General features: G+C 60.7%; 7 protein-coding genes. 4 read left to right on the forward strand and 3 right to left on the reverse strand.

The annotated features are described in order from the left end of the window. Positions 1 to 27: 27 nt before the first annotated feature. Positions 28 to 948: a replication protein RepA gene (locus ACFVUS_RS27270; RefSeq protein ID WP_387772276.1), complete on the reverse strand. Its 921-nt coding sequence runs from the start codon at positions 946 to 948 to the stop codon at positions 28 to 30. 1,338 nt (positions 949 to 2,286) lie between these two features. Between ACFVUS_RS27270 and ACFVUS_RS27275 the strand changes: the two genes are divergently transcribed. The 4 genes from ACFVUS_RS27275 to ACFVUS_RS27290 all read left to right on the forward strand — a co-directional run bounded on the left by ACFVUS_RS27275 (position 2,287) and on the right by ACFVUS_RS27290 (position 7,135). After that, positions 2,287 to 2,745: a YbaB/EbfC family nucleoid-associated protein gene (locus ACFVUS_RS27275; RefSeq protein ID WP_387772279.1), complete on the forward strand. Its 459-nt coding sequence runs from the start codon at positions 2,287 to 2,289 to the stop codon at positions 2,743 to 2,745. Then, positions 2,742 to 6,218, forward strand: a complete 3,477-nt coding sequence (locus tag ACFVUS_RS27280) for a hypothetical protein (protein ID WP_387772282.1) — start codon at positions 2,742 to 2,744, stop codon at positions 6,216 to 6,218. Before ACFVUS_RS27275 ends, ACFVUS_RS27280 begins: the two co-directional genes overlap by 4 nt. Positions 6,219 to 6,348: 130 nt before the next feature. Further along, positions 6,349 to 6,645 carry a hypothetical protein gene (locus ACFVUS_RS27285; RefSeq protein WP_387772285.1) on the forward strand — a complete coding sequence of 99 codons (297 nt, stop codon included), beginning with the start codon at positions 6,349 to 6,351 and terminating at the stop codon, positions 6,643 to 6,645. After that, the gene (locus ACFVUS_RS27290; protein ID WP_387772288.1) at positions 6,629 to 7,135 is read left to right on the forward strand and encodes a hypothetical protein; all 507 of its coding nucleotides are present in this window, start codon (positions 6,629 to 6,631) and stop codon (positions 7,133 to 7,135) included. The genes ACFVUS_RS27285 and ACFVUS_RS27290 overlap by 17 nt, the downstream gene beginning before the upstream one ends. Positions 7,136 to 7,983: 848 nt before the next feature. Here ACFVUS_RS27290 and ACFVUS_RS27295 read toward each other — a convergent pair. Next, the gene (locus ACFVUS_RS27295; RefSeq protein ID WP_387772291.1) at positions 7,984 to 8,661 is read right to left on the reverse strand and encodes a hypothetical protein; all 678 of its coding nucleotides are present in this window, start codon (positions 8,659 to 8,661) and stop codon (positions 7,984 to 7,986) included. Beyond that, the gene (locus tag ACFVUS_RS27300; RefSeq protein ID WP_387772294.1) at positions 8,661 to 9,539 is read right to left on the reverse strand and encodes a ParA family protein; all 879 of its coding nucleotides are present in this window, start codon (positions 9,537 to 9,539) and stop codon (positions 8,661 to 8,663) included. Before ACFVUS_RS27300 ends, ACFVUS_RS27295 begins: the two co-directional genes overlap by 1 nt. Between the last annotated feature and the right edge of the window lie 5,331 nt (positions 9,540 to 14,870).

A 14,870-nucleotide genomic window follows, 5' to 3' on the forward strand; every position in this document is an offset into this window, starting at 1 on the left:
GAGTTTCGTCACTGTGGCAAATACCGCTCATTTCGCGCGAGCCAGTATCCGAAATCTTGGCGATATCGGAATGTGCGGCAAACCGGGTCGCAACACGACTCCCCCGTCGATGGTGTCGACATTCGCCTGCGGATACACGACTACCACTTGCCTGAGCGCCGCGGTGAAATCTCGGCGGAACTGGTGCCGCTGGCGCCGATCGGATGTCGCGCCCGCCGAACCGAATTGCATCATCAGGGACTCCCACGGCACCATGGTCTCCTGTTTCACCGAGACCATACGATAGGTGAGCCAGGCATAGATATCCAAGCGAAGCGCCGAACCACCCAGAGCCTTGATCGCGTTCATATCCAACGGGACCGGGTGCGTGGTGACCTCGCGAAAGAACTCGTCGCTCAGGTGCACGGTGGAGGCGAACAGTGAGCGATGCCCATTCTCCGGCCCGCTCCCGCACCAGATGTTGTAAGCGCTGGCCACCGACAGTTTCGCGCCGATACGGCGGTTCGCGTCACCCTGGTATTCGATGGTCAGAGTAGCGTTGAAGAGGCGATGCGACTGATTACGCATCCGAGTGAGCGATCCGTTTCTCCCGCCGGTCGCCGTCAATCCCATCGAGCCCATGAAGTCGGTCAGACTGTCGCCGAGCACGATGTCTTGCGAGCCGGTACGCACAGCCTCCGTGGACAGGAATGTCAGGATGAGCCGAGGCATGGTTCCGAAGGGATATCCGATCGATTCAGGCTTGTTGTTCTCGCATGTGGTCATACCGGGTTGCACTGTCAGTGAGAGATCGCCATTCCGACGACCCCACGCTGGCACATCCCCCGGATCGCGGTAGGGCAACGAGGTTTGGGTGAACACGCGAGCCAGATAACCTACTTCTTGCTCGCCATCCCAGACTTCGGTCGCAGTCCGGATGTCCAGCGGACTGCGTTCGGGTCGTGACACGAGCTCAGCATTGCACGCACCAGCGCACTTCCCATTCATGGGAAGCGTCGAGCGATGGCCGGGCAGTGCGCTTTGCGAATACAGGCCTCATTTCTGCAGGAAGATGCTCAAAATCCGAAACCATGACTTTTCCATGGAATGAATACTTTCACACCTGGCCACGGCTGTGAAAATTCCTGGACAGAGTGACGTTTCCCCGACAGACCTTCCCTGCCGTGGGAATGACCGACACTGGCGGGACTATGTGTCGAGTGTTCAGGGTGGTCTGATGAGCGCGGAGTTTGTGCTCGAATCGGATGAATTCACCAGTCAGGCAACAGCTTTCGCGGCCGGAGGCGATGGCCTCGCACATGTGCTGGATCAGCTGGTACGCACGATCGCAGATGAGGGTCCATGCTGGGGCGACGATGAACCCGGCCGACAGTTTCAGATGACATATCATCCGGATGCGAATCAGACCGTCGCGAATCTGCGAAGCCTGATCGCCACCTTGCGCCTCACCGGAGGCGCTATGAACAATTTCGTAAATGATGCCACGCACATCGATAGCACGAGCCGATCTCTTTTCGCAGATTCGAGCCGCGACACTCTGGGTTCCTCCTCGAACTCGCCGGCGATGCGGCTTGCAGAGAATGCACCTACACGGGCGATCAACCACTCGGATCTCTATACCGCTACAGCACAGGCTGAATCCGGAAAGCCCGCCGAATCGTCCAGGGTGCCGACGTCGGCAGTAGCATCGACCGCGGGGCGCGATCGTAACGAAACATATTGGGCACCAGCGCAGTCCGGTCAACCTACAGCGACACTGCCGCCAAACACGGCGCCAGCGATCCCAGAGGCAGCCACCGCGCGTCCGACAATTGTGGATCCATCGTCCATGACAATCTCTGCACGACATCCGGTGAGTGCTTCAGCGAACCGGACGCCCACCGACCTCGCTGCGAGCGTATTGCCGCCCGTCGATTCGCCAAGTGGCACCCGTTTGAGCGGGGCACAAGTGGCAAACTCTCCTGACCGGGTTCTTCCGCAGCCGCAAGGGCGTCCGTCCGACCCATCGGGTTCAGACAGTCAGTCGCCACGTCTACCTGGAGTGAGAGCGACTCCACCAATCTACCGACGACAGCGGGAAGCACGAATGGGTCTATCCGACACAGCCGCGTTCAGCCCCCGGACAGATTCCGTGCCATATGTGGAACCGGAAATTATCGATGACTCTTTACAACCACCGCCTATGGATCGAGATGGGGGGCACACCACTCCCTGGTCGAATATCCCTCGTATACCAAGTACGCCCAAAGACGACCTGCGAGGAAGCAATCGATGGAAAGACCCAGCATGGAAGATTTGACCGCCACGAACTCCGAGCTGAAGCGGTTGGTCAACTCGCTACTCGACGGTCTCGACGCGCAGAGCGCGGACATCCCGGATATCTGCGAACGTCTCTCGAAGTCGCAATGCTCGGGATATTCCGAAGACAAGCTGGTGGAGATCACCGTCGACGCTTATGGGGTCGTCATAGACACCAAACTCGCTGCTCAGGCGTTGCAGTCCAGATCACGTGAACACCTGGCCCAATCGATCACACAGGCCGCACGTGCTGCGGCCGCAGCTGCCGAACAACAACGCACGGAAATCATTTCGCCGTTAACCGCTACCGTCGAAGGACTGCCCGATCTTTCCGATCTGTTCCCTGGCGCACCGAGCCTGCGTGAGATCAGAGGAATAATCGGCATGGCGACCACACCCGAGACCATCCGCCGAGACCACGATTCGCACCCTGCTGATTTGCGGTGACGTTGGAGATTCCCCCCGAGATCCCGGCATGGGTGGTATCCGCGGTGGCCGGGCCGTGGCCGAAGGGTGATGAGGACGGGCTGAGGCGGCTCGGACACGCCTGGATCGTGTTGGGAGAAGCGATAACCGCTATCTCCTACACCACGGGCCACACGCGACGACGCGCCATCGCCGCGATCGAGGGCCAACTCGCACACGAACTCACGCAACACGGAATCGACCTCGAAGCCAACCTCAACGACGCCGCCAAAGCATGCCACGGCCTCGGCGAACAATGTATACGCGACGCGCTATACACCGAGTGCGGGAAATACGTAATCATCGGTTCGCTGGCCGCGCTTGCCATACAACTGGCAGCGGACCTGTTTATCCCCGGCATCGGACAGGTCCAGGCCACAGCCGCGACAGCCGCCACCCGATTGACGGTGCGCGCGGCTTTTCGCGATCTGATCACTAGCCTCGGCACTGACGGGGCCCGGGCCGCCGCAGCCCGAATGGTGAAAGTGGTCGTGTTCAAAGGCGCCACCATGGGCGCGATCCAGGGTGGATTGATCCCACTCGGCGCCGATATCGCGCAAATGATGCAGGGCAGTCGCCGAAGTGGTGACTTCGATTGGGACCAGATCGGGCTTGGAGCCGTCACGGGTGCCGCGGCCGGCATCGCGGGCGAATTCGTGGGTGCCCGAGCGATGACGCGACTGGAAAAGACCATATCCACCGACCGATTCGTCGGCCGAAGCGCGGTGCGCCTGGTCGGTGCCGCCGCCGGTGGTAGTGCGGGCACCGTATCCGGCGCGGTAGCGACTGTGCCTTTCACCGGCGAACTCGATCTGGGATGGAACCACGTCCTCATGGGCGCGGTCGGCGGGGCACTGGGCAGTATGCCCCACGCCCTCCTAGGACCCACCAGATCAGCAATACCCACCAACACGCACGCACCGGCACAGTCCAAACCATCCATTGACAACGGCCGGGCAACCGTCGCCGGTCCCATCGATCCATCAGGGGTCGGACCGCAGCCGAAAGCCCAAGCACCACAACCGGAATCCTCACCACCCCGCGAGGCCACAACACCGCCGGACGCCCCGAAGGCCACTCCTCGAGTAGAAACTCTCCCAGTAGATAGCGAACCGCGATCGGAAAACCGCACACCCACGAAAACCGAAGCACCACAATACGCGACGAGCACTTCGCGAGAGCAAGCCACCCAGCACCCTCTCACGGGACAACGCCAGGACATCGGCCGCCCAACCCCGATCGACCCTGCGAAGAACCCACAAAGCCGAACCGAAACCACTATCACGCCCACCGCCGAGCCAGACAAAACCAACTTTACGGTTTCCGCACCACAGATCAACCCCCACGAAATCCCACCCGCTGCCATCCACACCGAGTCCCGAACCGAGACCACCAACACCCCAGAGCAATTCGATTCAGTCGCGAACCACGACAACTCGACACGACACAACACAACACCGCGAAGTGAGGGATCTCAGCCGGGGGAGACATCACACCGAGCGGACACTGCCGGCCATCAAGGCGAGCCTCCAAGTTCCGGACGACGTGGTTATCAAGCGGCAAGCCATGGCCAGGTCCCACGTCACGACGAGGGTACCCGTGCGATGCACCCCCTACCGGGAGACCGGGCCGCCTCAAATACCCCAGCCCGTCATCTGCCCAACACAGAGGTGACAACTTCCGCCACACCGAGTCGAGACCGCACCGCCGCGGGCGAGACCAAATCCATGATCACCCCTCGCGACCACGAGCGATTACCGGAGTCTGCGGATATACCACCGACACGAACGTCGGGGTCTCCGCACCTTGCCAGTAGCACGGAAGCTGGAGTCAGCTTCCATCTCAGCGACCCCGTCCTCGCCGAGCTTGCCGCCCAAATTGCCAGGGACCCCAACTACTTCACCGTAGACGTCCACATCACCGCAGACGGCCACGCCCGCGTTGGAGACCGCATCTACACCCCGGAAGAATTTGCCAACCTCCTGCACCGGACCAACTGGGGCGGCGAAAATTCCATCCGACTTATCGGCTGTGAGGGCGCCACCAATGGCTTCGCGTCCCACCTGGCCCGGCACCTCGGCGTAGACGTCTTGGCACCTACCAGGCCCGCCTGGTCGGATACCCGTGGCCGCGTCTACACCAGCAGCGCCGAGATCCAACCCGACGGCACTCGGCGCCCGCGCATTCCACCAGATGGTTTCTGGGAAATCCACCGTCCCGATGGCACCAAATACAAAGCCACAGAGGATGGTTTCGCCCCGGGTAGCCGGGAGAGGGACACACAGAACCTCATCGCGGACGAGCCCAAAGACCGCGGGGACGGTTTTATCTCGGAAGATCCCGTCGCGGGGTATGACCAGGTCGAAAAGGACAGGGTCCTCGCGCAGGACGACCTGGACTTCAATGAACGGTTCGTGGAATGGAACCGCCCCACGCACCAGCCCCAGGACCCGAATAACCCCCATATACCCCGCGAGCCGATCGCTGTTCACGATGTAATCAAGGCTCCACACCGCGAGCGGGATACCGTACCGGACGGCAATACCAACCCTGAAGAGCTCCGCCCGAAGGTTCCTGACACTATGCCTGAGCCGCTCCGGGGGCTTACTGACCATGAACCGCTGAGGCCATGGACGGCATATCCGGTCGAGAATGAGAATACGACACGCACGACATTCTTTACCGATGGTAATGGAACGGTGAAGTGGGTCGAGGCGACCGCTGGCTCTAAGAGCCAAGCTATAAGCAATATGGGAAAGTGGTCCGGATTCAACCCTGACCTGAGCTACCCGTTGCTACCGGAAGCAACGTACAGGGTTCCGAACTTTCGCGACGTAACGAAGATGCTCGACTTCCATACCGATAAGTATGGCCAGACGGACTCGATGACTGGCGACGTTGAGGTGGGTGGACAAGATAGAAACCACCGCGACGATGATCCTCGCAAAGGTGCACAGCAACGCGCCTATCAGGAAGGTGAGGCAGCATATCCGAGCAGGCCGGGAGGCGTAGCGCCTACCGATCCGCAAGCGAAAGCAAATGCGCAGGTCAGATGGGCGGGTGGCCACTTGCTGGCGAATGCACTCGGCGGGCTAGGCGAATATCTGAATATGCATCCACAAATGGCTGCGTCCAACTCCGGCAATGCCCGAGATCGCTGGATCCATGCAGCCTCCTGGCGCGCTAAGGAAGATCAGCTTATTGCCTTTGCCGCTGTTGAGTATCAGAGCATCGGTAACTATCAAGTCAAGATGATCCGCAGGCATGATGGCGTCCCGGATGAGGTAGTCATGCGTTGGCAGGAGATCACATATGAGCGAAACCGGGATGGTGGCGTGCGATGCGATGACGATGGCAAACCTGTGGTCGAGTCCGTTGTGACGAAGGAACGAGTATTTCCCAATAATCCGAATGAGGTGAATTTTGGACCAGATACTCGCTACTCGGGTCGCTGACATCTGCTCCGAACTACGGTCCGTAGCCCCTGCCGGGTGGGCGCTCCTCACGTTGGATGTGCGTGCGAACGTTACGGCCTGTGAGACGGCAGTTTCAGCACAGAACGCCAATGGGCGGTCAGCAGGGGCAATGGATACGCCACTTCTGGTCGATCAACTATGCGCCCTACGCGCGGAAATGTATGAGGTGGACCGTGGCACATGGCTGTCCGCCCGGGTCACACTGCCTCGTGGTGAGCAGCCGCAGTTCTCGTTCAATTATGACGAAAATCCAGGCTGGTTGCCCGATCTGAATCCTATTGCGTACGTGCGTGACCTAGAAGCATTTCCGCGGGCACCACATTACGTTCCGCAGTGGCTGCGCGAGAAGCTCGACCGAGCTCTGCAACTCGAGCGTCAGCATGATGCCGATGAAACAGATCGCTAGACTTGCATCCAGTCATCTGATTTCGAGAGGAACTTACACAGTGTCAAATCTGGTACCATTCAGCCCTATCGAGCAAGAGGCTCGGCTCCGGGCGATCACCGAGGAAGTTCTGCCGACTCTGCCGATAGGGTGGACACGTTTCATTATCCGTGCCAAGGTGATCGGCAGGCACGTTGAGCGGGAAACCGGAGTGAAGCTCCCTGATGGCTCTGTAGTAGGCTGGTTATTCGATCCTGAAGTGTGGCGGATGTTCATGGAGTTAAGGTCCGGAATGTATTTTCCCGACGTCGGCACCTGGGTTGAGTTCAAATTCATGATGGAACCACCTGGACGTTTCAGCATTAAGTACAACCGTGATCAGGCGCCGCAATTCGAAACATATCCGAGCCGCGAGGACTTCGCACTCGATAAAGAGCGATACTCCCGATCGGACGCGAATATGCCCGACTGGTACCGACGCGGCTTGAACGGCGAAGCACCGCAAGACTGACTCTTATAAGAGCTGCGCGATAGCCAGGTGTCCCGTCGTCGAGCAAGTGCAACCGACCGCCTGATATTTTAGATCGGCAGTCAATCGATGCAATTCCAAACACTGACATATCAGCAGAAACTCTTGGTTCGCACCTAGCTCATGCCCGATGAAGGGATGTGTTCGGGACGTCCAGGCACTCGACCCAGCGGACCTTAACTTGTACGCCACCTCCCCTGGGGGCCTCGCCTCGGGTTATAACTGGATGGCCAGGCCGCTGGGACTGGCCAATTGAAAGGCTTTTACGTGTCACATGCCCTATTCCGTCGTCGGTGTCGGAGAAATTGTATTCAGATTTATAGGTATCGATCACAGCCTCTGGAATTCTGGGGTGGGCAACCGCGTACAGTATGTGAGCTTTTTCATTGAAATGGGTATTTACCATGAGAGGGCCGTCTGGTCCATTTTCCCAGCCACCACCATCGTTGATCACCAAACCCTCGTGATGGGCACATCGACCGAAGATGAAACGCACCATAGGTCTCGGATGGTGGTCGGTCCGAGGCCTTCTCAGCACCGGCCTAGATTTATCCCGACTGTCTACAGAATAAACGTACCGCTGTTTAATAGCCCGTTGAATGGAAAATACGATACGCGCAGCGCGGTCCGCCTGGCCGTCTTACGCTGCCTGAGGCAGATGCGGCATGGGCCTCGGGGCTGGATATGCGCGAACGTGAGACCGAACGACGAAGCAGACCCTGAAGCTCATATTTCATCACAGTGACGTTCTAGCCGTCCGGGACACTTCGCGTTCGTCGCTCGGTTTAACACGACCACTAACAGTCAGCGAACAGTGTGTGGCCGTCAATCTACTCGTCGACTAGCTCATCCTCTTCAGGTCCCTCAACGGTGAGCTGGGCAATATCCTCGGCCAGGTACAGCTTGAGCGCCTGATCCACGAGGGCGCTGCGGCTACCCGTCTGCCAGGTTTCGACGAGGTCGTCGATCGCGGCCATATCCTCGGCGATGATGCCGCTGAGGGCGATCTTCACCTGCGGTTCGGAGTGGCGGCGGCGGCGCGGGCGGGCCGCGTCGACTCGTTTGAACAGGCGGCCTGCGGGTTTCGCGGAGGCCGCCGTGGTGAAGTGGTTTTGGAGTTCGAACTCGTGTGCTTCGATCGCGTCCAGGACCACCGCGCCGTAGCTGCGGCCTTCGCCGCGCTGCTGCTTTTCGGTGTGCGTCAGTTGGCGCAGTACCTCGGCCACGACGCCCGCGACGTGTGCCTCGGGGACGGATTGGCCGTTCTTCGCCCTGGTGCGGGGACGCTTGGTCGGCTCGGCGACCGGGCTCGCGGCGGCCTTGGGGGCGGCCTTCTTGGGAGCCTTGGGGGCTACCTCGGGCGAATCCGCCACCGGGGCAGGGACTTCGGCGACATCGGGCACCGCGACCAGCGGGGCCGCGTGTGCGACGGGGCGCGGCGCCGAGGGCGGCAGCAGGTCGTCGATGTCGGTCAGGTCGTCATCGTTGAATGCGCCTTTGCGTGCCATTATGCGGTCTCCTTCGCTCGCTCACCGGTGGCCAGTCGGACCAAGACTTCCTTGGTCAGCTTCTGATAGTCGGTGGCCAGCGGTTCGGTATCACGTGACCACCGCTTGATCACCTCCTCGTCGGAACCCTCGGGGCGCGAGGGGGTGAATCCGACCAGCTCTTCCGCCGTGAGGTGGAAGGCGCGCGCGTCGATCGCCGCGGCCTTGTCATGGCGAATGAAGTTGCGGAACGGCTCGATACCGGTGCCGTCGAGCAATTCCATTATCTTGCCGAGGGTTTCCTCGTTGCGGCGCACCGCGCGCGGATTGCAGTCGAAGAGCACCATGCCCATCAGTTCGACGAGGGCGCCGTTCTTGCGGGCGTGCAGGTAGCGACGGGCCAGGAGTTCGGCGCCGTCCATGCTGCCGTCGTCCTCCTTGGTGGGCACGACGAGCCAGCTGACGATCTGCAGCAGCAGGTCCAGAACCGCACGGTCACCGGGGCCGGAATCGATGAGAACGAGGTCGTAACCCTCGGCGTCGACCAGGGTTTCGAGTGCGGCGCGCAGATTCTGCAGCGGGTTGATCCCGGTCTGCTCGGCGCTGGAGACGACGGTGCCCGCCATGGCCAAATGGCGGCCGCCACAGACGACGTCGAGACCCTCACGGACCTTGCGGACCGGCTCCAGAGCGGTGCCGTACTGCAGGGTCATCGCCAGCGAGCGGCCCTCATCGGAATCGTTCACCCCGAGGTCCCGGATGGTGCAGTTGCCCTGCTGGTCGGCGTCGATCAGCAGTACCCGCTTACCCCGTCGGGCGACGGCCACCGCGATGGCAGCGGCGATCGACGATTTGCCCACTCCCCCTTTTTGGTTGGCCAGCAGGATCGTTCGTCTCACGGCACGGATATCAGGCAGCAAACGAGAACTCGTCACGATCGAGGACAGTACCGCAGCGCACACCACCGAACCAACCATCTACAGGGGGTGTGTCGCGATCTTTTCCGAGCCCACGCATCAGGTGGACGCACCAGCCAATCCCTATCCCGTGCAGGCGATCTGATGACGAGTCGAGAGAGCTGTCTTCGGTTGTGGTTGTGCAATGCCAGGTGAAGGGGCAGCTTGGACTGTCCTGACCTGCGCATAGTGAGATGTATTGGGCTGTGCGGAGACTCGTGTCATCTGCTGTGTGATGGCTTTGCCCGGTCTACGGAACGGATTTCGTACCGATGAGATGGGTGGGGCGAAGACGGTGTCTTGGTCGCAAACCTGGTCCCGATCGCAGACAAGACAGTCCACCGAGATAACTACCCGTGCATCCACCTGATCATGAGTCAGACATGGTGACTCTGATTCGGTCTTGGTCGGTGACCTTTGAACTGCCGCAACACATACGGAATCGGCGTCCTTTGGAGCTACCACGTCAAAGCCCTGGACGCAGACCGGATGTGAGACGGCATTCAAGGCATCGGCATGATCCGAAAGCCTGGTCATCACAGTGCTCGTGAATGCGGCGCTCATAGCGGCATGAGCATCGGTCAGGTCCTGTGCGAGTGGGTCACTCATGAGAAGCGCACTCGTACATGCCCCGTTGACCGCCTTGACATCTGCGGTAGCTACGCCCACTTCGATACCCATTGCAAATGCTGTTGCAGTGGACCAAATGTTGTCCGTACTGCAGTTCCTTTCACCGACACGCTCATGTGCGCGCATGAGGGCAGTTAGCTCAACCCTGATCAAGGTGAGCGGCAAGTCCTGAGACACGAGCGATTTCATGCGCCGATGTTCCGCACTCACATCGCCCGATATCCAACCCAATGTGCAGGGGGCTTCAGATACCGAGCCAAGGGGAGTTGTTCGTGCAGTGATCCAGCCACCATGGAGGGCGCATGTCGACCCACACACACCTGCACATTTCGCGTCATTCGAATATGCCTGAGCGACTGCCGATTCAAGCGCATGCCGTCCTGCAAACATCAGGCCCACAACACCAGCCCGACCAAGAGTCGATACAGAAGCACGTGACAATGCGGACCAGTAGGCAAGTCTTGCTGCATGTTCCAACCCCATGCAATCAACCCGTGTTCGTGGCGTTGTGCAGATCGAATCATCTACCGATACAACAGCAAACCAGCAGCTCAACTCATCTGCCGTCGCTAAGGTCGTGTCGACTGTCGTCTCTAATGTCGCATCCAACGTCTTCTGGTCTGTCGTATCAAATGTCTTGCGTACGACCTTAGTAACGACAATCGCAACGGTGCTCACGTGGGTAGCAGCGTTGGTTTTGTAGTACATCACCAGTTCAGAAGATGTTTTCTCGCCAACAGTGAGTCCCGCTCGATCAGCCAGGAGAGGGGAGAGGGGACTCGATTTCGGAGCTGAGAGTTGCTCTCCACGACAGCTTTTGAGACGCCGAGGAGACGATGAATGCATCCGGTTCATGCAGAGCATTCGCGTCTCCCTTCCTCGTCAGTCATACATCTCGGTGTCGTGTTGGAACTCCAAGGAGTCTAGCGACAGTCCGTCCTGTTCGCGGTCTTCATCCGCGGCCAAGTCGCCAGGTACCGAGGCGAATCGGATGATCAGCCCTGCGTCCGAACCAAGAGTTGATAGATGGCTGATCGGTGCAGAACACTGCACGGGCCCAGCCAAGTACTCAGCCGCAGGTGGCACGTTCACAGTCCACTACCGAGATCGACAGCCCGTCCTCGCCAATCGCACGAGCCGAGACAGCCTGCTGACGTGGGCGATTCAAGAGCTGATCCGGCACGCGAACGCGACTTCCTTCGACGTGCCTTGTCATTGCGACTTCGAGAGATCCGCGGCAAGACCCTGACTCGTCGACCTTCTGCTCGGCGATATCCCCCGCCGGAGACGCATGTGCCCTACGGGTGGATTGCGAAGTATCACCGCGCAATCGATCGCCGCCGATTCCACGGTCTCGATGGAGACGTGATGTGGGGGAGTGGCACCCGCTCCCTTCCACTGCCGAAGACATCGCGCGCCAGACCGCCATAACCTCTCGTAGAGCGGCCCCTGCCCAGAGGTTCGATCCGCGCCATCCGACCGGTGTCCTTCTGGCACGCCCGATCTCGTCAGCGTCAGGCGCTGCCACAGAGACACTCCCAGCGCCCTGCATGTCATGAACATCCCGATAACCCACGACGTCCGACCCAGCGGGATCTCTCAACAGCCCCCTTTGGCCGCAGAGCGACCGTCAAATCAGTGTCGCCGCATGGGAGTCGGCCGGTTCCATCTCATGCCCGCCGAATGCGGGCCACGTGAGAGGAACCGCTCGCCACGGCGGTCCCTCTCACGCCGCTGGCGGATTTCTCCGCATGTCTCGTCAACCCGGACAATCCATCTCGTCGGGGCACCCGCGCGGCGCAGCCTCAACCTCATGACGGGAATCCCGGCTGGCGAATCGAAACCCCTGGACCGCCACACGCTCGACGTCCTTCAGATGCTGCAGCACAGCGACGAACCGAACGGGAGATGCTTCGCATTCGAGGTGTTCGACCAAGCCACCGCAGCGCCGATTCACACCTACCCGCGAAGGTGGTTCCAGCACATCCGAGTGGCTATGACGAGCGCGGAACCCCGCCAAAAGCCGATAACTGCAAGATTGCCAACTTTCCCCTGAAATCAGGTGATTTGACCCGTCTCGCCACCCTTTCAGCACCCTCAGAACCGAAACTGCCCTCCAATTTCCACGCAGATCGATCAAAACCCCATTCACATACCGATGTTCGTTTTGACCACAAAAATGCTTCTACGGACGATTTAGAGCCTGGTGGCGCATGACCTGCGGCTATGCCGCCAACGCGGCGCTGAGACCCCCGATCCCGGCTACCGCGGAGTGCGACACAGCCACTCGGCGGTCAATACCGCCGACCCTGACGCCATCTCCACCGGACCGCATCACCGCGCAGAAGCGCCGGAGAGGGGAGAGGGGAGAGGGGAGAGGGGATGAAGTTCCGGTCGGTTTGGCCGATCCTGCCGCTGTGCAGGCACTTCGTGTCGGCCTGGCACAACTTCCGCGCCGAAACCCTTAGGCTTGAAGCAGGGCAAAACCCGCCCAATCCAGATCACCCGCACAGTCACCTGATAAATATTCGTTCTGGCGCGTGATAATCGGTTCCCGTACGCATCGAAGCGATATATCAGCAGGTCAGCCCCAATTTTAGTCCCGATTGCGTCGAACACCACGCGCCACGCTGACATCATCCGCTCGCAGATCCAGGTCAGCCGAGCCGCCGAAAAAGGTGAATCTGCACGTCACGGCACGATTCGTCGCTCAGACGGCTCGCCTGCCCTCACCTTCGCGATATGGGTCGAAGAACGACCCGGAATTCGATATGCCCGAATCTCCTCGTGGATGCCCACACGCGCTACACCCATGCTCGTTCGGGTGTTGGGCTGTTTCGCACCCTCCGGCGCCTTCCAACCAGCTGGCCGAACTCCCGACGCAGGCTCGCCTCCCGACGCAGGCTCGCCTCCCGACGGGAGGTCGCCGACAGGGCCGCATGGACGACGGCCTGTGCCTCGGGCACCAATTGACCCACGGAATCGCTATGCGAGGCACCCATCGACGCATGCCGAATGCCCACGGCCGCCAAGGCCGGGGGAGTGGACGGCCCACCACCACGGAGTCATCGTGCTCGAGCCGCCGAGAACCAGCCCTGGTCGGCTTCTTATGCGTGGCTCGCGGGCCTGTCTCGGGCTGCTGACCTGCGAAATACCGATACGGCCTCGTCGCGCGCATAAGAAGCCGACTACGTGGGGCTCTGAACGGAATTGCCTGGTCAGCGCAGTGGGCTTCGGGGGAGGTCGGCTTCTTATGCGTGCTTCGTCGAGCTTCCGCATCGAACAGATCCCCCGAGAGAGTGCGCATAGGAAGCCGACTTGCACTCGATGCACCTTCCCGTCGATGGCACGCATTTCTTGCCGACCATCCCCGCGAAGAGGTCTTTGACCTGGCGATATGCCGAAGATCGAAGCCGTCATCCGGCCCGGATTCCGCCGGAATCGGCAAGATCAGCCAGCGGCAGACGCCGAGAGACCACGCATATCTTGCCGACCCGGAGCCCGGGTTCGTACCCCGTCACCCCGGGCTGGGCCGGCTGTCGGGGGAGTGGGTGCGGGACCGATATCACGGAGATCCATCCGTGAAGGCCGCCGCGGTCGGCTTCTAATGCGCACGGCCATCCGACTGCACCAGGCTCTGTATCACGCATAAGAAGCCGACCTCCCCAGGTCAGGGCATCAATTCGCATCCGCCGTCCAGTGCGCGCCCGCCACCGAGGTCGATGCGGACCACGGGATTTCCCAGTGACTGCGCATATCTTGCCGACCTCGGCCACGTATTCGGAGCCGACCGCGCCACGCATTCATCGCCGACCCACGCATTCACGACCGACCCCGCGCATTCATGGCCGACCCCAGCACGCATTGATGGCCGACCGCGCCACGCATTCGCGGCCGACCCTGGCCCAGCAGACGCGTCCGCCGGCGCGCATTTCCCGCCGACCCCGCCTCTGACGTGGCGTTTCCCCATCCCGAGACCGCGATGACCACAGCGAACGATCAAGCTTCGCCCGCAGCCCGCAGCGGGCAGTCGGCAAGATATGCGCACCGCAACCACGCATATTCGGGCGACCCTCGCCCTCGCCTTCCGTGCGCATAAGAAGCCGACCTCCCAGGTCAAGCCCCTATTTCCATGGACGAAAGCGGCGAAACAGTCAGCACCGATGCCGGCGGCCGCAGCTTCGATCCTGCGACTCGAGCCCGACCGAGCACGCATATCTTGCCGACCTGACCTTCTCAGCGCTGGGGAGATGGTCGGCTTCGTATGCGTAGAGCGGCCTGAACGCCAGGTCGGCTTCGTATGCGTGCGTGAGTGCGTACGCATACGAAGCCGACCTCGATGTTGTGGCACTTCACGGACGAATCGGCACACGCGGTAGATAAGCGCAGGTCAGACCGATACAGCTGGTCATAGCGCCAGGTCGGGTGCGCATACGAGGCCGACCCGTGCCGACTTCGCGAACGCGAGGTCGGCTTCTTATGCGTGGTCGGTGGGCTTCTTCGGTGTACACGGTCGGCTTCTTATGCGCACCCGCGCGTGCCCAGCCGTGCGCATAGGAAGCCGACCATCCCAGGTCACGCGCCTGATTCGCTCGTGCGCGCGCCCGGCCGAAGGTCCAGCGCGCAGCCCCGCCGGTGCGCATA

It is taken from the genome of Nocardia sp. NPDC058058 (assembly GCF_042885355.1).
Lineage (GTDB): Bacteria > Actinomycetota > Actinomycetes > Mycobacteriales > Mycobacteriaceae > Nocardia.